This window comes from Siphonobacter sp. SORGH_AS_0500, assembly GCF_031453245.1.
Taxonomy (GTDB): Bacteria; Bacteroidota; Bacteroidia; order Cytophagales; family Spirosomataceae; genus Siphonobacter.
This window is the reverse complement of sequence record NZ_JAVIYT010000001.1, coordinates 3,736,335-3,758,090: the sequence shown is the minus strand read 5'-3', so window position 1 is coordinate 3,758,090 and position 21,756 is coordinate 3,736,335. Positions and strand designations below refer to the sequence as shown.

Annotated in this window: 15 protein-coding genes; 11 read left to right on the top strand and 4 right to left on the bottom strand. The window is 46.1% G+C overall.

Features of this window, described 5'->3' with window-relative positions; all coding sequences use genetic code 11:
- Window positions 1–210 precede the first annotated feature (210 nt).
- Both QE357_RS16050 and moaA read right to left on the bottom strand, forming a co-directional pair.
- A complete protein-coding gene (locus QE357_RS16050) occupies window positions 211–486 on the bottom strand; it encodes a (2Fe-2S) ferredoxin domain-containing protein (protein WP_106635303.1) in 276 nt (91 codons plus the stop codon).
- 78 nt (window positions 487–564) lie between these two features.
- A complete protein-coding gene (gene moaA, locus QE357_RS16045) occupies window positions 565–1,566 on the bottom strand; it encodes a GTP 3',8-cyclase MoaA (RefSeq protein WP_309709526.1) in 1,002 nt (333 codons plus the stop codon).
- A 60-nt stretch (window positions 1,567–1,626) separates the two neighbouring features.
- On the opposite strand from moaA, the gene QE357_RS16040 reads away from it, so the two are divergent.
- From QE357_RS16040 to QE357_RS16025, 4 genes are all read left to right on the top strand, one after another.
- A complete protein-coding gene (locus QE357_RS16040) occupies window positions 1,627–1,869 on the top strand; it encodes a MoaD/ThiS family protein (protein ID WP_106635305.1) in 243 nt (80 codons plus the stop codon).
- Between the two features lie 108 nt (window positions 1,870–1,977).
- Window positions 1,978–2,388 carry a molybdenum cofactor biosynthesis protein MoaE gene (locus QE357_RS16035; protein ID WP_106635306.1) on the top strand — a complete coding sequence of 137 codons (411 nt, stop codon included), beginning with the start codon at window positions 1,978–1,980 and terminating at the stop codon, window positions 2,386–2,388.
- Between the two features lie 181 nt (window positions 2,389–2,569).
- Window positions 2,570–4,828, top strand: a complete 2,259-nt coding sequence (locus tag QE357_RS16030; protein WP_309709519.1) for a TonB-dependent receptor — start codon at window positions 2,570–2,572, stop codon at window positions 4,826–4,828.
- 61 nt (window positions 4,829–4,889) lie between these two features.
- Window positions 4,890–6,281, top strand: a complete 1,392-nt coding sequence (locus QE357_RS16025) for an HmuY family protein (RefSeq protein ID WP_309709516.1) — start codon at window positions 4,890–4,892, stop codon at window positions 6,279–6,281.
- Between the two features lie 80 nt (window positions 6,282–6,361).
- On the opposite strand, the gene QE357_RS16020 is transcribed toward QE357_RS16025, so the two are convergent.
- Window positions 6,362–7,510, bottom strand: coding sequence for an endonuclease/exonuclease/phosphatase family protein (locus tag QE357_RS16020; RefSeq protein WP_309709513.1), 1,149 nt, complete (start codon window positions 7,508–7,510; stop codon window positions 6,362–6,364).
- Window positions 7,511–7,747: 237 nt separating this feature from the next.
- Between QE357_RS16020 and rimP the strand changes: the two genes are divergently transcribed.
- From rimP to QE357_RS15985, 7 genes are all read left to right on the top strand, one after another.
- Complete coding sequence (gene rimP, locus QE357_RS16015) at window positions 7,748–8,209, top strand: ribosome maturation factor RimP (protein ID WP_309709509.1); 462 nt, start codon at window positions 7,748–7,750, stop codon at window positions 8,207–8,209.
- 101 nt (window positions 8,210–8,310) lie between these two features.
- Window positions 8,311–9,555 carry a transcription termination factor NusA gene (gene nusA, locus QE357_RS16010; protein ID WP_106635309.1) on the top strand — a complete coding sequence of 415 codons (1,245 nt, stop codon included), beginning with the start codon at window positions 8,311–8,313 and terminating at the stop codon, window positions 9,553–9,555.
- A 175-nt stretch (window positions 9,556–9,730) separates the two neighbouring features.
- Window positions 9,731–12,997, top strand: coding sequence for a translation initiation factor IF-2 (gene infB, locus QE357_RS16005; protein WP_309709505.1), 3,267 nt, complete (start codon window positions 9,731–9,733; stop codon window positions 12,995–12,997).
- Window positions 12,998–13,285: 288 nt separating this feature from the next.
- Complete coding sequence (locus tag QE357_RS16000) at window positions 13,286–15,337, top strand: BatA domain-containing protein (RefSeq protein ID WP_309709501.1); 2,052 nt, start codon at window positions 13,286–13,288, stop codon at window positions 15,335–15,337.
- A 768-nt stretch (window positions 15,338–16,105) separates the two neighbouring features.
- A complete protein-coding gene (locus QE357_RS15995) occupies window positions 16,106–19,114 on the top strand; it encodes a TonB-dependent receptor (protein WP_106635360.1) in 3,009 nt (1,002 codons plus the stop codon).
- Between the two features lie 43 nt (window positions 19,115–19,157).
- Window positions 19,158–19,652 carry a hypothetical protein gene (locus tag QE357_RS15990; RefSeq protein ID WP_309709496.1) on the top strand — a complete coding sequence of 165 codons (495 nt, stop codon included), beginning with the start codon at window positions 19,158–19,160 and terminating at the stop codon, window positions 19,650–19,652.
- Window positions 19,585–20,841, top strand: coding sequence for a RagB/SusD family nutrient uptake outer membrane protein (locus QE357_RS15985; protein WP_309709495.1), 1,257 nt, complete (start codon window positions 19,585–19,587; stop codon window positions 20,839–20,841). The genes QE357_RS15990 and QE357_RS15985 overlap by 68 nt, the downstream gene beginning before the upstream one ends.
- A gap of 92 nt (window positions 20,842–20,933) precedes the next feature.
- On the opposite strand, the gene QE357_RS15980 is transcribed toward QE357_RS15985, so the two are convergent.
- Entirely contained in the window at window positions 20,934–21,755 is an 822-nt protein-coding gene (locus tag QE357_RS15980) for a tRNA threonylcarbamoyladenosine dehydratase (protein WP_307140910.1), read from the bottom strand.
- Between the last annotated feature and the right edge of the window lies 1 nt (window position 21,756).

The following is a 21,756-nucleotide window of genomic DNA, read 5'->3' as shown; positions in this document are numbered from 1 at the left end:
TACGGGCACCAATGTACTCAGATTTTTAAAAATCAGCCGCGGGATTAAACGAATTTAATGCGAAGGATTTTATCTGGTATTAGGGCAAGGTGACTGGGCGTAACGACCTGAAAGGTAGTGAAAAAGATCTTGCCAGCTTGAAAGTGAAGGGAAACTGAGAAAGCGAAAAAACCAGACTTAGTGAAAGTCTGGTTTTAAAAAAAGAAATCATCAGGCGGGTTCTTCCCGAAACATTTCATCAATAATCTGAGGTACGTTGGTTTCCCGGACTTCGCCAAGCCAGAGGTTAGCGGGCTGAATGGCGATTACGGGACCCTGTTTGCAGCGACTGGTACATTCCATCTCCACTAGTTCAACTTCCCGCTTCAGACCTCGCTCTTTCAGTTCACTTTTAAAGGTGCGTCGCAGATCTTTCTGGAGTCGGCTGCATTTACTTCCCTCGCAAATCATAATGACCCAGGGACAGGTATCATGTAATTCTCTCATGGCTGTTACGGATAATAACCAAAGCTATAAATGATCTTTTGTGATTGTGTAGTGAAATGTTGGAAGTGCAGGAACAAATTACCCACCGATGGTGGTCATGGATTCATGGACGGAAGTGCTTCGCAACTGTTCTGCTTCGTATCCATCTTTGGGCCGATTTCGGAAGGCCTGAATAAACTTAAGGGTGAGTTCTTCGTCCGAAATATCTTTCCGTAACAAATCCCGAACGTCCATTACCCCATCGTCGTAAAGGCAGGTTTTCAGCGTTCCCTGTGCCGTCATTCGAATGCGGTTGCAGGTGCCGCAGAAAGTCCGGGAAAAAGCGGCGATGATGCCAATGTTTCCTTCAAAACCCGGAATCTGGTAATGATAAGCCGTAGAATTGAGCGGATCGATTTGTTTCTGAATATCAGGAAATTCAGTTTTCAAATGATCCAGAATTCGACGATAAGTCCAATGAAGAATAGGATAATGGGAACCTTCGCCATTAAAAGGCATTTCTTCAATAAATCGAACCGAAACGGGATATTTCTCGGTAAGCTGGGCTAGTGGAATCAGGTCTTCAATGTTACGGCCTTCCATGACCACGGCGTTGACTTTTACTTCAAAGCCCGCTTCCAGTAACTCGTATAGGCAGGCTTCTACTTTGGTAAATTCATCCCGACGAGTAATGTCATAAAATCGCTGCCGATCCAGCGAATCCAGGCTGAGGTTAATCGTTTTAACGCCTATTTTTTTTAAGTCTGGAATGTATTTTTGAGTGAGAACACCATTGGTAGTAATGGCGATTTCCTCAATACCTTCGATGTCGGATAACTGATAGAGAAACTTCGTTAGATCGTGCCGAACGAAAGGTTCACCACCCGTAATACGAACTTTCCGAACGCCCAAGCCTGCCAGCACGGTTGAAATGCGTAACATTTCTTCGTAACTCAGCAGTTGTTTTTTGGGCAGATAGGGGATACCCTCTTCGGGCATGCAGTAGAAGCAGCGAAGATTGCAACGATCGGTAACCGCCAGTCGTAAATACTGGATGGGCCGCCCGTGGTTATCATAAATGAGAGGGTGAGTTGTTGACATCTTATACAAATAAACGAAAAAAAGCCTCGCTTGTTCCCGAAGCTTTATCAACTTTGAAATATGGAATTGACAATACATTTATACGGCATTACCCGTGATATTATGGGAAGCTCAAAAAAAAGCGTCCAGCTTCCCGAAGGTGCCCGCGTGCAGGATTTATTAGAATTGATTCGCCGGGACTATCCCTCACTGGCTGAACTGAAATCATTGCTAGTAGCGGTAAACGAAGATTATGCTGAAACGGATGTAGTACTGACCGAACGCGATGAAATTGCTCTGATTCCCCCCGTGAGTGGAGGATAGCCTTTGGGGTTTAAAGTTTTGAGATCAGTGTTAGACGGATCATCCTTTGGGCTTACCTCTAATTTCGACACTGATCGCTAGCAACCAACAACGATTAATAGCAATAAAATGATAGAAATAACCGATCAGCCTATTGAGGTTCAGAGCTGTATTGACGCGGTTCAATCCGAGCGGGCCGGGGCCGTTGATGTTTTCATTGGCACCGTTCGGAATCATAATAAAAACAAAGAAGTCGTTCGACTGGAATTTGAGGCTTTCGATACGATGGCGGTGAAGAAAATGAAGGAACTGGCAGATGAGGCGTCCCGCCGCTGGCCAGTAGAAAAAATTGCTATTGTTCACCGCAAAGGCGTTTTGGAAATCGGAGCCATTGCGGTGGTAATTGCCGTAGCCACCCCACACCGCAAAGATGCTTTCGACGCTTGCCGTTGGGTGATTGATACCCTGAAAGAAGTAGTACCGATCTGGAAAAAAGAGATTTATGAAAATGGAGAAGAATGGCTGGAGGCCCACCCATAGTTTAGTTGTTGGTCAATAGGTATTGGCTTTAGGACCATCGGAGACCGCTCAGCGAGCGGTCTTTTTTGTTACCAGTAATCTTAAATTTTTTAGGAAACTCTTGTCAGTTCCAAATCATTTTTACCTTTGTATGAAATTAGATTAAATCTAAATAAATATAATTTGCTCAATTCGTACCTCCGTGGCTGTCCATTCAATCATTCGATATGTATTCTTCTTTAGCCTGACGATGGGTCACGTCTGGGCTCAAATGGGCCGTGTGGTAGGTAAAGTAACCGACGAAAAAGGGGAGGCGGTTGAGGCGGCTTCCCTCGTTGTGAAAGGCACTACATACGGCGTCATTTCTGATGAGCAGGGGCGTTATCTTTTCAAAGACTTAAAACCCGGGGCTTACAAAATCCGGGTGAGTCGGGTGGGAATGAGTAGTCTTGAATTGCCCGTGAAAGTTGAAGGAGGGCAGACCCAAACGCTGGATATTCAACTCAAATCCGAGTATACAAATTTTCAGGAAGTGGTTGTAACGGGCCAATTTGAGCCTCAGTCACTCAAGCAATCCGTTTTTCAGGTACGAACCATCGATCTGGAACGAATTCAGGCCCGGGCGGCTACTTCGCTCGTGGGGGTTTTGAATACCGAGCTTGGTATTCGTTTCTCCAATGACATGGCTCTGGGCACGTCCGACATTCAGTTGATGGGTATGACGGGTCGTAACGTCAAAATTCTGTTGGACGGCGTACCCATGCTTGACCGGGGTGATACCCGCGAAAGCCTCAATCAGATTGATATTAATACCATTGCTCGCATCGAAATCGTAGAAGGTCCCATGTCGGTATCGTATGGTTCAGATGCACTGGCGGGAGTTATTAATATTATTACCAAAAAACCGGGAGCTGAGAAATTATCCGTGATGGCTCGGGTGCAGGAAGAAAGTGTGGGGAAAGAATACGAGTTAGGCCGGGGCCAAGGTTCGCATTTAAATAGCTTTGGGGTAACGTGGCAACGAAAAGGCTGGTTTGCGTCCGTAGGCGGAAGCCGCAATGATTTTGGCGGCTGGCAGGGATATTCTCAAACCCGCATGCCCGATTGGCAGGCTAAAAATCAGTGGTTAGGGAATGGAACCCTCGGCTACCGGAACGATAACTTCAGCATTCGCTATCGGCTGGATGGGTTACAGGAAACCATCCAGGCTTTGGGAGCCGCGAATGCTAACACAAATGTCGCTCGTGACCAGAACTTCATTACCAAACGCCTCATGCATCAGGGGCAAGCCGAATGGAAGGCTAACGACCGTTTGAGTTTGAATGCCATAGCCGCCTATACGGATTACAGCCGCCGTACCCAAACGACTCAAATTGATTTAAACACAGGTCGCCGGACGCTTTCGCTTGGGGAAGGGGAACAGGACGTAGCCAGTTTCGATAACTTCATGTTCCGGGCTACGGCTCAATATCGGCTGAATAATCAGTGGTCGTTTCAGCCGGGCGTAGAGTTGAATCGTGATCAGTCTGCCGGAGCCCGAATTTCAGCGAATGATGGAATATCCGATCTGGCTTTTTACGTTTCTTCGGAATGGAAACCCGTGGAAGCAATAGTCATTCGACCCGGGTTACGCTTCATTCATAACTCCGTGTATCAGGCTCCGCCCGTCATTCCTTCCATTAATACCAAGTTTGCCCTCACGAAAAAATTGGACTTTCGGGCTTCGTACGCACGTGGCTTCCGGTCGCCAGCTTTGCGGGAATTGTACTTCAATTTTTTTGACGCCAGCCATTCCATTCAGGGTAATCCCAATCTGAAAGCAGAATACTCGAACAGCTTTAATGGATCATTTTCCTGGGAAATGCTGCGTAGCAAAGCGGGTTATCTAAATCTGGTTCCGGGATTTTTCTATAACGATTTCCATAATCTGATTTCCTACGGTAATGATCCGGTTGATCCTCGCATCATGCGTACGGTTAATATCGACCGTTTCAAAACTGCTGGAGGAACCCTGAATACGGTATTGCAATGGAAAGATCTGCAAGGCTCTGTGGGTTACTCTTACATCGGTCGTTTCAATCAGCTTTCGACAGATGCCCGCATTCCCGAATTCAACTGGGCTTCTGAATTTAATGCAAACCTGATTTACATGGTCAAAAGCATTCATACCAAACTTAACCTCTTCTATAAATACACCGGAAAACGTACCAGTTACCAAACGGCCGCCGATCTCAGTGTGCAACTGGCCGAAACGGCTGCTTTTCACTGGATGGATTTCTCCATCAGTAAGCCTTTGTTCCGCGTATTGACTCTTAATGCCGGGGTGAAAAATATCCTCGATGTAACCCGACTCAATAATACCGCTACTGATTCTGGTAGTGCTCACAGCAGTAGCGGTCCGATACCTCAGAGTTATGGACGTTCGTACTTCTTAGGCTTGACCTTTAACTGGAGTAACTAACGCCTCATCAAAAGCTAGTGACCACATCAAAATTCCTCCTATTTAAAACCCAATGAAGCTCATGAAGAAGCAGTTTTTATCTCTATTATTCGTAGTAAGCATGGCAGCATTGATTCCGGCCTGTAAAACCGACGAACCTCCGCTGCCCGATAACACCGTTCAGTTTGAATCGGCTGAAAAAGGTTTTTCTTCAGATTCTTCTTCCGTTACGGTTCATTTAAATCTGGATCGTGCCGTAACGGCGGCTACCAATGTAGTGGTGGACCTAACCCCAACGGGTGTTACCTATGGCACGCATTTCACGACGGCCCCGGCAGCAACCAATAACTCGATTACCGTAACGGTTCCAGCGAACAGTAAAACAGCTTCGATCAAGGTTACGAAAGTAGCGAACATTTTCCTGACGGGTTCAGAAACGATTGATTTCACCATTAAATCGGCGAATAACTCGGTCGTAAATGGTGCTACCGCTACGCAAAAACTGAAGTTCTCTTCCATCATTTCCAGCGGTTCAGCTCTGAAACTGAACGGTGGAGCAGGGGGAGCCAGTGCGGTTAACTCGGTATTCGTTGATTTTAGCTCGAATAGCCAGACGGCTGTAGCTCGCAATAGTTGGGATTTAGGGTTTTACAACGGAACGGACTTCCGCGTAATTCTGAATGCTACGACTGGAGCTACCGCGAAAGCACTAACCAAAACCGATTTAACGCAGGTAACCGCCGCCGATACTACCGCTCTAGCCAGCGTATTAATTTTAGGAACGGGGCAGGGCACGTTTGATTTGGTAGATAACATCGACGGTGATCTGAGTAAAACGGTCATCAAAGCCGTGTCCGCTACGGATGCCGAAAATCCGGTATATATCGTGAACCCTGGTAACGCTGGAACGACGCAGAAACCCTGGTATAAAATTCGAGTGCTTCGCAAAGGGACAGGTTATACCGTGCAATATGCTCGTATCACAGAAACGACGTTCAAAACGCTGGATATTACCAAAGATTCAAACCTGAATTTTAGCTACATGTCTTTCGCACAGGCCAAAGCGGTTTCTGTAGAACCCACGAAAGCAAACTGGGATCTGGTTTGGAGCTTAACGACGTATAAGGCTACCGAGACGATTCCTTATACCTACTCAGATTTCGTTCAGATTAACTATCTGGCGGGCGTAGAGGCAGCTGAAGTGCTGACCAGTACAGTTAGCTACGATGCCTATGCAGAAGCTAATATTGCCAGCTCTTCTTTCAAGAAAGAACGTAACGTCATTGGTAGCAACTGGCGTACGTCAGCGGGGCCTGGAGGAGCGGCAGCAGGCGTAAAAACGGATCGTTTCTACGTAGTGAAAGACGCTTCGGGTAACGTTTACAAGCTGAAATTCGTGAATTATACTTCAACGGACGGCGGCGAACGCGGTTACCCAAACATCGAATATAAACTGGTAAAGAAGGGAAGCTGAGTGTCTTTTCAGTATGATTAATAAAACAAAAGTCCACTGCACCTTCCTATGCAGTGGACTTTTGTTTTATTAATCTACTATCAATAGGCATATTCTACCTCAACCGGAAAGTGATCGGAGCCTTTAATATCTCGGCGAACCTTGTGACTCAAGACTTTAAAGTGATTGCTATGAAACTGATTATCGATTCGAATAAACCAGGGGCTACGATTAAGGGTAAAGCCAAATCCGCGGCCAGCCTCTTCAAAACTGTTTTTCAGGTAACGACGGGTTTTTCCGTAGGCAATTCCCGTAGGTACTTCGTTGTAATCTCCACAAAGAATAACGGGATAAGGACTGTTTTTAACTATTTTAAGGACTTCTTCAATCTCAGAATTATGAGCAATGAATCCCTCTTTAAGCTTATGTAGAATGGACCTGGTTTCTGCTTTGGCAACCTTGGAATTTTTGGCCCGAGCTACATTTCCTACCCGAACGCCCATCGAGTAGAGATGAATACTAATAACCCGAATGGTATCCGAATCTTTTTTAATGTCCGCCATAACGAATCCATTATGCCCGCCAGCATTCTCAAAAACGTGGTAACTCTGATTAACAATGGGATATTTTGAAAACAAAACGGGCCCTAAAAACCCCTGGTCGCTTTTCCGAAGATCGCCGCTATACCAATTCAATTCTTTAAAGATCACTTTATACCGATAACCCCTTGTCCGAAGCTGGTCATTCAATTTAAATTCGTCAGGTAAATACGAATAATCCCAGCTATAGTATTCCTGCAAGCATAAGATATCTGCATTTGAAGATTTAAGCCAGTTTAGCATGGAGTGTAAAGGGCGAATATCCTTATTCTCCATGTATTCACTGACTCCAAAGGCTGTGGTATTAAACGTAGAAACTCGTAGGGAATGAGAAAGATCCCCGGGCTGATGACTGGTGTGGAAACCAATGGTGCGAAGCCAGAACGGCCAACCGGCCAGAAGGAAAATCAGGGGAATCCAGGCCTTTCGAACATTTCTGAAAAACCAGAAGACTGTCAGTAAAGCCAGCAACATCATTACCCAAGGCAGAACTAATAATAAAAAGCCAGTGATCCAGTGCGTCCACCAGAGCGTATAACCCAAGGTGTACCCAATGATCAGGTAAAGACAGAGAGCATAGGTAATCAAAGAAAAAAGAGAGGTGAAAAATCCACCGGTATGATTTCGGGAAGTCATGGAACTCTTTTTCAAATACAATGAAGGTTGTTTGGAGTGCGTGTAAAAATGGGCGATAAACTTAAAACTCTCGATAGAAAACGAATATAATATTGCTTATGATAAGAAAAAAGTGTTAATTTGCATTAGATTTCAACGGAAAGAAGAGGGGCCTATCACTCCTCTTCTTTGTTTATACGAGTTTTTCGTTGAAAATAACAGGTTTAGCCGAAGGGTAAACGTATCCTGAAAGCCGCCTACTGCTGATGTGGTATGAATCTGAAAGAAAAAATTACAGAGCTGGCTGCGGCCTTATTACCAGACGAAAGTTATTATCTGGTAGATGTGCAGGTGAGTGAGTCTCGTATCAAGTCAAAAATAACCATTTTGGTAGATAGCGACGCAGGCATCAGCATTGATGAATGTGCCGCTTTGAGTCGTGAATTAGGGCATCAGATTGAGGAACTGAATTTAATTGAAAATGCTTATACATTAGAAGTATCCTCTCCTGGTGTTGATTTTCCACTGACCCAAACTCGCCAATACCAACGGAATATCGGCCGGAAACTTCGTGTTCAGTTCAAAGACGGAAGTGAGAAAATCGGCTTGCTGAATATCGTAAGTGATTCAGACATTTCGATTACCACGGATGGGACCAAGAAAGAACCAGCCGTAACGCTCGTTATTCCGTATGTCGAGATAAAGAAAGCTCAAGTGCTGGTATCATTTAAATAATCCTTAAGTGGGCATTTCGCCAGCTGGGCAAGTCTAATGAAGTTAGGTAGGAATGAACCAAGGCTTCGTGACTGGAAACCAACAAAAACTATGACGAACCGATGAACAGTGCAGAACTGATCTCTTCCTTCGCCGATTTTGCGAGAGAGAAGAACATTGACCGTCCGACGATGATCAAAATTCTGGAAGATGTCTTCCGGACGATGATTCGTAAGAAATTCGGTACTGATGAGAACTTTGACGTAATCATTAACCCTGACAACGGCGATTTGGAAATGTTCCGGACGCGGGAAATCGTGGATGATGATTCTGAAGATATTTGGGATTACGATAAAATTCCACTGGCGGACGCCAAGAAAATCGAGAAGGATTTCGAGGTTGGCGAAGAGGTAGTGGAAGAAGTGAAGCTGGAAGACTTTGGTCGCCGGATCGTGCAGACGGCTCGTCAGACGCTGATTCAGAAAGTAAAGGATATGGAGAAGGAATTGCTCTATTATCGTTACAAAGATCAGGTAGGTGAACTGTTAACGGTTGAGGTATACCAGGTGCTGGGTCGTGAGATTATTTGTCTGGACTCGCAGGGCAATGAATTAAGCTTACCCCGCGACCAGCAGATTCCCCGTGACCGCTTCAAGAAAGGTGATTCAACGAAAGCCGTTATTCACAAGGTGGAAATGAACAATGGTACACCTAAAATTTCGCTTTCACGGACTTCACCCGTTTTTCTGGAACGTTTGTTTGAGCAGGAGATTCCTGAAGTTACGGATGGCCTGATTATGGTTCGCAAAGTAGTACGCGAGCCCGGTGAACGAGCCAAAGTAGCCGTAGAATCGTACGATGATCGGATTGATCCCGTAGGTGCCTGCGTAGGTATGAAAGGTAGCCGGATTCACACGATTGTCCGGGAAATGAACAACGAAAATATTGACGTGATTAACTTCACAGATAATATTGAGTTATTGATTGCCCGTGCCCTGAGTCCTGCGAAAATCAGCCGCATGAGTATTAACAAGGACGACAAGCGGGTATCAGCCTGGTTGAAGCCCGATCAGATTTCACTGGCCATCGGAAAAGGCGGTCAGAACATTAAATTAGCAGGTAAATTAGTCGGAATGGAAATCGACGTCTTCCGGGAAACCGAAGGGCCGGTAGATGACGATGACGTTGAACTCAATGAGTTCTCCGACGAAATCGAACAGTGGGTACTCGACGAACTACACCGCGTCGGTCTGGATACAGCCAAGAGTGTTCTTGCTATGGGCAAGGAAGATCTGGTTCGCCGGACTGAATTGGAGGAAGAAACCGTAGATGACGTACTGGAGATCTTGAGTCAGGAATTCGATTAATGCAAACGCAGGTTTATTAGGTTACGAACCAGGGGATATGGTGCGTAACCCAAGAACAAAGACCGTTATGCATCATATCTAATTCTACAAACACCCTAAACTCGTACATTATAAACCACTCGTTTTGACGAATTCAGACAGTAAAGCATCCAACATGGCAGAAGAGATCCAAACAATGCGTTTAAATGTGGCGGCACGAAAGATCAACGTGGGCATGGGAACCATTGTGGATCGACTTTCGGCCAAAGGATTTAAAATTGACAGTAACCCGAATACCAAGCTAACTGGCGAACAGTTGCAGGTATTAGCGAAAGAATTCAGTGCCCCTGATCTTGTGAAAGAAGGGCCTAAACCTTCCGAACCCGCCGCGACGGCCCGTCCGAAAGGTGACGACGACCTGCCTCTGTATTTCCGTCAGAAATCAGAAGAGGCAGCAGCTCCTGCTGAAGTAAAAGCAGTAGAAGAAAAGACTGAACCTGCGAAAGACGAGAGTCGCTTGCAGGGATTAAAAGTACTTGGAAAAATCGACCTAACTACTGGTAAGCCCATCGTGCCCGTTCAGGAAGCTCCTAAAGCTCCCGTTGCAGAAGCACCCAAAGTGGAGACTCCCAAAGTAGAGCCACCCGTCGCTGAACCTGTGAAAGCAGCAGCCCCTGTGGTGGAAGCACCGAAGGCCGAGCCGGTAGCTGAAAAGCCCGTAGCTCCTCAGCCCGTAGTGACTCCTCCAGTGGTAGAAGCGAAAGTGGAACCCAAAGTAGAAGTACCGGCTCAACCCGCGAAGCCCGAAGTGAAGGCAGAGCCTGTTGCCGAACCTAAACCAGAACCTACTGTCGTAGCGACTCCCCCGGTGGCTACTGTGGTAGAGCCCGCACCCGTTGCGGCCGCTCCGAAGCAGGAGCCTGAAATAAAAGCTCAAACGCCTCAGCCGAAAGAAGAACCTTCGAAGCAACCACAGCAGGCCAATCGTCCCGCTGACCAGCAGAAGAACTTCCAGAAGCCAAGGCATGAACAGAAACAAGAACCAAAGCCAGAGCCAAAACCGGAAGTGAAGACAGAAACACCTTCAGCTACGCCCCCTGAACTGATCGAAGCGAAAGCCGATCGATTGAAAGGGTTGACCGTACTGGGCAAAATTGAATTACCCTCGAAGAACGATAACCGCGGCAATAATAACCGTGATAATCGGGGTGGTAACTCAAACAATGAGAAAAAGAAACGCAAGCGTATTAAGCCCGTAGAGCAGGACCGTAATCAGGCCCGTTCTAATGGTAATGCTAACAACGCGAACAATAACGAACCTAATAACCGTCAGAATAATAACCAAAATCGTCAGGGCGGAAATCAGGGGAATCAGAATTCCAATAACCAGGAAAGAAATCAGGGACAGGATCGCAATCATAACAACACGAATGCGAACAACAACCAGTCTCAGAATAACAACCAGGGCGGAGGTAATAACAACAACAACAATCGCAACAATAACAATCGGAATAATAACAACCGAGGTGGTAACCGTCGCGATGAGCCTTCGAAAACGGAAGTACGTGACAATGTAAAAAATACGATGGCCCAGATGGGCGGTGGTGGTGCCAAGAAGCAAAACTTTGGTGCAGACCGTCGTCGGGAGCGTCGCCAGGATCGGGCCCGTCGTCGGGAGGAAGCCGAACAGCACGAACTGGAACAAGAAAAAATCCTCAAGGTAACCGAGTTCGTATCGGCCAGCGATCTTGCTTCGTTAATGGATGTTTCCATCAACGACATTATCCAGACCTGTATGAACATGGGTATGTTCGTATCGATCAACCAGCGTCTGGATGCAGAGGCAATCGCGATCATCGCGGATGAATTTGGATTTGATGTTCAATTCATCTCTGCTGAAGAAGAAGTGGAATCTGCTCTGATCGAAGAAGAGGATGCTCCAGAAAGCTTAGTGCCCCGTGCTCCGGTTGTTACAATCATGGGTCACGTTGACCACGGTAAAACCTCCTTACTTGATTACATCCGTAAAACGAAAGTTGCTTCGGGTGAGGCCGGTGGTATCACGCAGCACATTGGTTCTTATAAAGTAAAAACGAACGACGGTCGCGAAATCGCTTTCCTTGATACACCTGGTCACGAAGCCTTTACCGCTATGCGTGCTCGGGGAGCCAAGTTAACGGACGTAGCCATTATCGTTATTGCAGCGGACGACAGCGTGATGCCTCAAACTCGCGAGGCTATTAACCACGCCCAGAATGCGGGTGTACCGATGGTATTTGCGTTCTCGAAAGTAGATAAGCCCGGTGCTAATACAGAGAAAATCCGCGAAGGACTTTCTCAAATGAATATCCTGGTTGAAGAATGGGGTGGACGTTACCAAACGCAGGAGATCTCTTCGAAAAGTGGTTTAGGTATCGACGAATTGCTGGAAAAAGTATTGCTCGAAGCCGAGTTACTTGATCTGAAAGCAAACCCCAACAAACGTGGAGTGGGTACTGTCGTAGAAGCTTCGCTGGATAAAGGTCGCGGTTATGTAGCAAACATTCTGGTACAAAATGGTACGATGAGTGTGGGTGACGTAATGCTGGCTGGACCTTTCTTTGGTAAGGTGAAAGCCATGTTTGACGACAAAGGTCAACGCGTAAAATCAGTTGGCCCCTCAACGCCCGTACAGGTGTTAGGTCTGAGTGGTGCTCCTACGGCTGGGGATAAAGTGAATATGATGGAAACGGAGCGTGACGCCCGTGAAATTGCTAACAAACGTGAGCAATTACTGCGTGAACAGTCACTCCGTACCCGTAAGCACATTACACTCGAAGAAATTGGTCGCCGGAAAGCCATTGGAAACTTCAAAGAGCTTAACGTCATCGTTAAAGGGGACGTGGATGGTTCTGTGGAAGCACTTTCCGATTCGCTGCTTAAACTCTCGACGGCTGAGGTTAATGTTAACATTATCCATAAGGGCGTAGGTCAGGTAACTGAATCCGACGTAATGTTAGCATCTGCCGGGGATGCCGTAGTAGTAGCCTTCCAGGTTCGTCCTTCGCTCAACGCTCGCCGTCTGGCCGAACAGGAGCAAATCGAGATTCGGAATTACTCCATCATCTACCAGGCAATCGAGGACATCAAGAAAGCCATGGAAGGTCTGCTGGAACCCGAATTCCAGGAAGTGGTTACGGCCAACATCGACATCCGCGAAGTGTTCAGGATTTCGAAAGTGGGTACCGTTGCGGGTTGCTATGTAACCGAAGGTACGGTGAAACGGAACAACAAAATCCGCGTGATCCGCGACTTTATCGTGATCCACGAAGGAGAGATTCAGGCCCTGAAGCGTTTCAAAGACGATGTTGCCGAAGTGAAATTCGGTTACGAATGCGGTCTGAGCATCAAGAACTTCAACGATCTGGAAGTAGGCGACACTATCGAATGCTTCGAGTTACAGGAAGTAAAACGTAAGTTATAAGTTGAGTTAATCGTTGCTGGTTATAAGTTGATAAGTAGTAGCGAATATCCATAGAAAGAAGCCTTCATTCAGTTTTGGATGAAGGCTTCTTTGTTATACACCAGAATTAATAACGGCTTATGTGCTCACTGGAGAAGGATAATCACTAACAAGCAACTATTAACCCACAACCGATCAACTAAAAGGCTCTTTTTTCGTTTATAAGGTAGATTTTCGTTTATTTAGGAATTATAGCGAGTTTGCGGCACCTAGCTCATCCACGTTTCATCATTCGCCTGTAAGAAATTCATGCAGTTCCTCTATCCTGCCTTTCTATGGGGGCTTCTGGCCGCTGCCATTCCGGTTTTGATTCACTTGTTTAATTTCCGGCGAATCAAACGGGTTTATTTTACCAATGTTAGCTTTCTCAAACAGGTTAATACGACTACCAGTAGCTTCCGTCGGTTGAAACACTGGCTGATTATGGCGGCTCGTATAGGGGCTCTGGTGTGCTTGGCTCTGGCCTTTGCCCAGCCCTTTATTCCGGCCAGCAAAAGCATGGGTGTTAGTCGCGATGGTATTACCAGTATTTATCTGGATAATTCCTTATCCATGCAAAATCTGGTGGACAACCGCCGTTTGCTGGATGTGGGCGTTAGCAAAATCGAAGAATTATTGAATTCCTTTCCTAATGCCCCAACGCTGCAACTGGTTACGAATGATTTTGGAGCCCAGGAGCACGCTTTACAGGGAAGTCAGAAAATTCGGGATCGGTTGGCTACTGTCGATTTTTCGCCGTCCGCCCGTTCGTTGGAAAGCATTTACCGTCGACAACAGCAGTTAGCTTCAGCTCATAGTGCTGGCAAAAATCAACTATTCTGGTTATCCGATTTTCAGAAATCTACCGTTGGCGATTTACAGAAAATTAAACCAGATTCCAGCACGCAGCTTTTTCTAGTGCCCGTTCAGGGAACAACAACGCAAAACGTTTTTGTCGATACGCTTTGGCTGAATACGCCTTTTATCCGTGAAATGCAGTCGAATGTAGTAACCGTTCGGTTACGAAATTCAGGGACAAATCCAGTGGAAAATCTGAGTGTGAAGTTATTACTGGACGATAAACAGGTGGCCTCACAGATCGTATCGATTCCAGCGGAGAATTACGTGCAGACAGCGTTTAACTTTACCGTTCGCGGGAAAGGATTCAAGAAAGGGCGGATAACTTTCGAAGATTCTCCGGTCACTTTTGACAACGATTATTACTTCGTTCTCAACGCAGCTCCGCGTATCGACGTTCTGCACGTTTATGGCCAGAAAACAAAAGACTACGTACAGAACGTTTTCTCCAATGACAGCTTGTTCCGTGAACAAAGCTTCTCCGTGAACAATGTTGACATTGGCACTTTCCAGTCGGCTAACCTGATTGTACTCGAAGGAGTAGAGCGAGTGGAGGGAAGTTTAAGGGCGGAATTACAACGTTTTGTTGATAAAGGAGGAAGCCTGTTAGTCATTCCTCCGGCACGGGTTAGCGATGCCTCCTGGTTAACTGCTTTGGGGATTCAGAATATCAGTAGTGTGCAGGGCGAACCCTCGACACCCACCATTCTGGCTGAACCTTCGAGACAAAATCCATTTTTCAGTGATATTTTTGACGAAACCACGCAGAAGGAACAGTTAATCATGCCAGCGGCTTCGTCCGTCTGGAGTTGGCGAATGGTTGGGGAGAAGCTTCTGAATTTTAAATCTGGCGAACCCTTCCTGACTTCTTCCAAAGCTGGGCAGGGGAGAGTTTACCTCATGGCTTCATCGCTTGATCCAAGCTTAGGTGATTTTGCCCAGCATGCTTTATTCCTGCCTATTCTTTACAAAATAGCTTCGCTGAGTGTGCGTCAGGAGCCTATTGCGTATTCCTTTGAAAGTCCTGACATTCAGATTGATGCCCCAGGCTCGCCGAAAAATGCCGTATTTAAACTCCGAAAGGATAAGTTGGAGCTGATCCCTATTCAGCGGATGAATGGTAATCAATTAACTTTCGAGTTACCCAAAGCAGAACAGCTTACCAATGGTCAGCCCCTTGAATCAGGGTACTATGAACTAATATTGAATGGAAAAGTAACCCAGTTATTGGCATTCAACCATGATGATAAAGAATCAAACATGCAGGTGTACTCCCCACAGGAGCTTCGGGATTTGTTTAAAGGTAACCGCAATGTTCAGGTTTTTGATAATGTGAATCGGGCTGATGTAGCTACGGCCTACAAAGAGCAGCACGTAGGAAAAGACCTTTGGAAGTATTTTATCATAACGGCTTTGGTTTTCCTATTATGTGAAATTGCCATCGTCCGATTAATGAAAGCGTAATACACAGAGACAACAAATACAAAAAGCCCATACTTTCTGGTGCTTGGGATTGCGTTCTCTAATCAAGCTTACAGAACCTCGAGAGATACATAAGTTCCTTCGCTCTGGAGGACAGATACAGATAGCAGAGGTAACCCCAACTACTTCAGCCCAACCGATGCCAGCGAAAAGGCTGGCATCATTCGTCTAACGCTTCATACCTACACCCGTAGTTGTTCGGCTAGAGTCCAGCGACTGCGGGTGGAAGCTGATTTGAATGAACTGCTAGCTAGAAAGTGTTATTCAATCCTAAGTAAGGTCCTTCGCTTCGCTCTGGATGACAGGAGGGAAGGGCGTTATTGCTGCCAGCTTTTTCGCTGGCAGCCCTTGACTATCACCTCGCTTACTATCCTAACTACATAAAGGCCTTATTTGGAATAGAAACGCGTTCGGTAATGGACGTAAATTCCTTTTGCTCTAACTATTCTCCAAACACAAATAAGGTCCTTCGCTCTGAATGGCAGAGCTCGGTATAAACTAATTCTTCCAACGGTTATCTCGAACAAAGTAATAGATAAACGCACGGATGCTCGTTCCTGTCAAAAGGAAGACTCTGACCGTTAAATCTTATTTATTTAATTATTCAGATAAATAATTTATGATACATCCGATTTGCTAAAATTATTTCTTGAAATTATTCAAAATTAATAGGGGTAAAGGTGTTTGGTTCAGGTCCTGTATTTGATACTGACTTATTCTACGAAAAACTTGAACAAAACCATTACATCTATGAGAAACTTATTACTAAGTCTTTTCTTTTTGGGGCTTGGTTGGAGTGCTTTCGCTCAGGATCGTCTCATTAACGGACGAGTCACTGGAGACGACCAGCAGCCCATTCCTGGAGCCAGTGTAGCAGTAAAAGGAACGACACGCGGGGCGGTTACCAATGCCGAGGGGAAGTTCTCATTAAGCGTTCCTGAAAACACTATTCTGGTAGTGTCGTCAGTGGGGTATCAGACCCTTGAATTCCCCGTAGGAAATCAGAATTATCTAGAATTAGTGATCCCTTCCAGCACGTCTGCCTTAACGGAAGTCGTCGTCGTAGGTTATGGTACCCAGAAGAAGAGTCAGTTAACAGGGGCCATTTCATCCGTAAGTTCCAAAGAAATTGCGGAGTTACCAATTACCAACGCCCGTCAGGCCTTGCAGGGCCGAGCTGCCGGGGTGGATGTAGTTCAGGCTGGGAGTAAGCCAGGTTCTGGTGTTACCGTCAGGATTCGCGGACGTCGCTCTATCAATGCTTCTAATGATCCCCTGTATGTAGTAGATGGAATTCCATTAGCAGGAGGAATTGATGATATTAACCCCAATGACATTCAGTCCATGGAGGTTTTAAAAGATGCTTCGGCCACGGCCATCTATGGTTCAAGAGGAGCCAATGGGGTAGTCATTGTCACGACTCGTCGTGGAACTACGGGTAAAACGATTGTAAGCTATGACGGATATTATGGCGTTTCAAAAGCTCTCGGCCGTATTGAAGTCATGAACGGGGCTCAGTTTGCGGAATACAAACGGGAATCACGCCGAGCGGTGGGTCGTTATGATGATGCCGATCCTAATGCGGATAGTAAGATCTTCGAAGCCGTTGAGTTGGATGGCATCGCTACTGGTCGTTCAACGGATTACCAGTCATACATCTATCGTACGGGACATATTCAAAGCCATCAGATAGGGGTTCAGGGGGGTAGTGAGAAAACTCAGTTTTCTATTTCGGGTAACTTCTTTCAGGATAAGGGAATCATTAAGACTCAGGACTTTACTCGTTATAGCTTTCGGGTTAACCTGGATCACCAAATTGGTAAACGTGTAAAAGTAGGTACGTCAACCTTCGCTGTTTATAGTGTTAATAATGGCGGAGATACTTTCTATCCAGGCGGTGGGAATGGTTTTAACCCCTTAGGGTTAACGCTGCGTGAAAATCCGCTGGGTAAGCCTTATGATGATAACGGTAACCTGATTTTCCTGCCTACCTCGGATGGACTTCAATCCAATCCTGCGGCTGAAGTAGTACCCGGTGCGAATATTGCCGAAACCAAAACCATCCGGGTTTTCAATAGCTTGTATGGCGAATGGAATATCACAGACGGTTTGAAGTATCGCCTGAACTTCGGACCTGATTTTACGAATCGCCGTTTTGGACGATTTTGGGGAACGTTTACGAACGACCGTCGCGGTGGTGATCCCCGGGGTATGACGGATTACTCGCAGGGCTTCAACTATACCATTGAGAATATCCTGACGTATACCAAGAAATTTCGTGAAATTCATAACCTGAATATTACGGCTCTGCACTCGATTCAGCGGGACAATTATGAAACGGCTCGAATCAGTGTGAATGGTATTCCTGCGGCAACTCAGGAGTTCTACAGCTTAGGCCAGGCTCAAACCATCAATAGCGTTGCTACGGGATTGACTCAGTGGACTTTACAATCCTTCATGGCTCGCTTTAATTACGACTATAATGAGAAATATCTACTGACTTTAACGGGCCGTTACGATGGTTCTTCGCGTTTTGGTCGCAATAATAAATATGGTTTCTTTCCTTCAGTAGCAGCGGGCTGGAATATCAGTAATGAAGACTTCCTGAAAGGAGTAAGCTGGCTCGATCAACTGAAATTGCGGGCTAGCTGGGGTTCGATTGGTAATACTGCTATTGACCCCTATCAGACACAGACGCTACTTTCACGTACCGTTTATGCCTGGAACACAACGGCGGCCTATGGTTACCGTCCTAACTCGATTGGAAATCCTAACTTACGCTGGGAAACGACTTCAACCGCTAATATCGGGTTGGATTATAGCTTCTTCCGGGGCAGACTGGCGGGTTCGCTGGAAGTCTATCAGGCGGATACCCGTGATTTGTTGCTCAATGACCAATTGCCTTATACGAGTGGGTACGGAAGCGTACTACGTAACGTTGGTAAAACTCGCAATCAGGGGCTGGAAATTACCCTTTCTACCATTAACATAGACGCATCTAATGGTTTCCGCTGGAGTACGGATCTTCAGTTTACGAAAAACAAAGAGCAGATTCGTGAACTCTTCAACGGAAAAGTAGACGACATCGGCAACGCTCGTTTCATCGGTCAGCCGATTACTGCCATTTATGATTACAAAAAGATAGGAATCTGGCAAACCAGCGAAAGTGATGAAGCCAAGCGATATGGACAGAATGTAGGAGAGGTAAAACTGCTGGATATCAACGGCGATGGTAAAATTGATGCCGACCATGACCGGATGATTATTGGTTCGCAGATTCCTAAATTCACTGCCGGGATGACCAACCGTTTTAGCTTTAAAGGACTGGACTTATCCTTTTTCCTGTATGCTCGCGTCGGCAGTACCATTACCAGCGGGTTCCACCAGACTTTCAATACGCTGGCGGGACGTTATAATAACCTGAACATCAATTACTGGACTCCCAATAACCCAACGAACGATTTTCCGCGTCCAAACCAGAATCAGGAAACGCCGATCTATTCCAGCACGCTGCGTTACTTCAGCGGTACTTTCCTGAAAGTACGGAACATCAATCTGGGGTACAACGTACCAGAAAATGTAGCAAAACGAGTGGGCATGACCAGTCTGCGGGTCTATCTGGCAGCTCAGCAGCCTTTTATTTTCTCTGAATATCGTTCGAAATACAAAGGTATTGACAACGAAACAGTAGACAGCATTTCTGAAAGCCAGACGCCTTCTACACGCCAGATTATCTTCGGTATTAACGCGAAATTCTAGCAAGTATTTGGAAAACCATTTCAGGATAAAGACTTAGACATTCATGAAAAAAATAGTGTATACCTTATTGATCGCCAGTCTGATGCTGACGAATCAGTCGTGTAAAAATCTTCTGGAGGAGACGCCCATTTCTTCGGTTGGGGCGGATTATTTCAATTCTCAGGCTGGTTTCGAAGCGGGAGTGAAAGCAGCCTATTCTTCACTCCGGGATTATTACGGTCGTGAAATTGGAACGAATCTGACCGTTTTTGGAACAGACACTTACACCATGGGTGCTGATGGCAGTTACAAATACATGAATCAGTATACCACGCAATTTGGCTCCAACGTAGATATCCTTCGGGATTTATGGAATAACTTCTACGTGGCAATTAATACGATGAACGTGCTCATCGACAAAGCCAATGCAGGTACGGTGACGGGTTTAACGGACGCTAACAAAAACCTGAGGATTGCTGAGCTACGATTTTTTGCGTGCCCACCATTACTTCATTCTGGTTCAAAACTGGGGACCCGTAGCCTTAACGTTAACGGGTAACCTGGAACCCAAAAAGGATTTTACCCGAGCATCGGTTAAGGAAGTCTATGCAGCGATTACCGCTGACCTAGAAGCATCTCTGGCTGTGTTACCTAATACAACGACGGATTACGGTCGGGCTACCAAGGGAGCTTGTGAACATTTGCTGGCTAGGGTTTACTTGACAAAGGCGACCTCAGAAGCGGCTGCATCCGACGACTATGCCAAGGCGGCTACGTATGCTCAGAACGTTACTAAAAATTATGGGTATGCCTTATTATCGGATTTCGCGAACGTATATAATCAGGCCAATCAGATTAATAGTGAGGTGATTTTTGCGGTTCAGTATACGAATGATGCTTTGACGGATATTGGCCCCAGTGGTACAGGAGCCACTGTAAACGGGAATCAGACCCACTTATTTTTCGGAAATGAATATGACGTTCAGGCCGGAATGAAACGTGATCTGGCTAACGGTCGTCCTTGGAAGCGTTATATGCCAACGTCTTATTTGTTAAACGTTGTTTTTAATCCAGCGGATCGGACAAAAGATTCCCGGTACAAAAAGACGTTCAAGGATACCTGGTATACTAACAATCCCGGAACATTCACAAACGTTTTTGACAACTCGAAATCGAAGGTAACCCTGGCTCAGGGCGATACGGCGATTTATATTCCTGGAGTGGAATGGACAACGGCTCAACGAGCCGCCAAACCTTATCAGGTATTGGTGCCAAGTCTTTATAAGCCTAATTTATTTCCTGTACTTAACAAGTTTCTGGATCCACTTCGTCAGGATGTTACCGCAGAATGGGGAAATCGTGACTGGTTTGTAATGCGTTTAGCAGAAACGTACCTGATTCTGGCAGAGGCCAATCTGAAGCTTGGTAAAATGCAGGAAGCCGCTGATGCTATTAACATGGTGCGGGTGCGGGCAGCCTGGCCGGGTCAGCAGGAGGCCATGAAAGTCAGTGCTTCCAGCCTAACCATGGAATTTATTATGGAGGAACGCGAAAGAGAGCTGCTCGGAGAAATGTTCCGCTGGTACGATTTGAAACGGTGGGGTATATTGGTAGATCGGGTGAAAAAATACAACACCGACGCTGCCGCTGGAATTCAGGCTTTCCATAACCTGCGTCCGATTCCTCAAACTCAAATTGACCGGACTACGGGCGGTGCTTCTGCATTCCCCCAAAATCCTGGCTATTAATTCATTGAGCAACAAAACCAGAAAAGGGCTTTCTTCGCAAGAAGAAAGTCCTTTTTGTACGAACAACAACTAACGAACCACCACTCACTAACTTAATCCTTTTTCCTGGCCGCAATTTTCGCCTGTTTGCGGAAGTAAGCTTCACGTTCGAGACGTTGACGCTTCCGGGTTTCTAATTGAGAAGCTTCGTAATCTTCAATAGGCTCATGGAGTAAGTCCCGGATGACAACCGAAGCACACACAGCTCCGAAGGTGGCGGGTAAGTAAGAAATCGTTCCGTACGCAGAACGTTTGAAATTGGAGCCGTCCGTATGCATCAGCGAATCGGTGCGTACCAGTTCCGTAGAATAAACGGCTTTTATTCCCGATTGAATTCCGTACCGGCGAAGACGTTTACGCACGTAATGAGCTAATGTACAAGATTTTGTGTCAAATAAATCGGCTACCTGTACCTGCGTAGGATCAAGCTTGCCACCTGCCCCCATAGAGCTGATAATGCGGTAACCCTTTTCGTGAGCCGTGGCTAATAAGGTTAGTTTGGGGGTAATGGAGTCAATACAATCCATTACGTAAGCAAATGGTTGCGTAAGGATTTCACGGCAGGCTTCGGGTGAAAGGAAGTCTTTACGAACGTGTAACTTTAAGTCAGGATTAATACTGAGCAAACGTTCAGCCATCAAATCAGCTTTGGATAACCCGTGCGTGGTGGCAAGGGCGGGTAACTGTCGGTTTCGGTTGGATGGATCCACCACGTCGCCGTCCACAATCGTCATTTCACCCACGCCCGAACGAGCAATAAATTCGGCGGCAAAGGAGCCCACGCCGCCCAAACCAATGACTAATACGTGTGCCTGGTTTAATAGATCGAGCCCTTCTGGCCCGATGAGTAATTCTGTTCTGGATAACCAACTCATA

Excerpts from the sequence above, each read along its gene's own strand:
- QE357_RS16050 (WP_106635303.1), bottom strand. The coding sequence starts at position 486 with ATGAGAGAATTACATGATACCTGTCCCTGGGTCATTATGATTTGCGAG.
- moaA (WP_309709526.1), bottom strand. The coding sequence starts at position 1,566 with ATGTCAACAACTCACCCTCTCATTTATGATAACCACGGGCGGCCCATC.
- QE357_RS16040 (WP_106635305.1), top strand. The coding sequence starts at position 1,627 with ATGGAATTGACAATACATTTATACGGCATTACCCGTGATATTATGGGA.
- QE357_RS16035 (WP_106635306.1), top strand. The coding sequence starts at position 1,978 with ATGATAGAAATAACCGATCAGCCTATTGAGGTTCAGAGCTGTATTGAC.
- QE357_RS16025 (WP_309709516.1), top strand. The coding sequence starts at position 4,890 with ATGAAGAAGCAGTTTTTATCTCTATTATTCGTAGTAAGCATGGCAGCA.
- rimP (WP_309709509.1), top strand. The coding sequence starts at position 7,748 with ATGAATCTGAAAGAAAAAATTACAGAGCTGGCTGCGGCCTTATTACCA.
- nusA (WP_106635309.1), top strand. The coding sequence starts at position 8,311 with ATGAACAGTGCAGAACTGATCTCTTCCTTCGCCGATTTTGCGAGAGAG.
- infB (WP_309709505.1), top strand. The coding sequence starts at position 9,731 with ATGCGTTTAAATGTGGCGGCACGAAAGATCAACGTGGGCATGGGAACC.
- QE357_RS16000 (WP_309709501.1), top strand. The coding sequence starts at position 13,286 with ATGCAGTTCCTCTATCCTGCCTTTCTATGGGGGCTTCTGGCCGCTGCC.
- QE357_RS15995 (WP_106635360.1), top strand. The coding sequence starts at position 16,106 with ATGAGAAACTTATTACTAAGTCTTTTCTTTTTGGGGCTTGGTTGGAGT.
- QE357_RS15990 (WP_309709496.1), top strand. The coding sequence starts at position 19,158 with ATGAAAAAAATAGTGTATACCTTATTGATCGCCAGTCTGATGCTGACG.
- QE357_RS15980 (WP_307140910.1), bottom strand. The coding sequence starts at position 21,755 with ATGAGTTGGTTATCCAGAACAGAATTACTCATCGGGCCAGAAGGGCTC.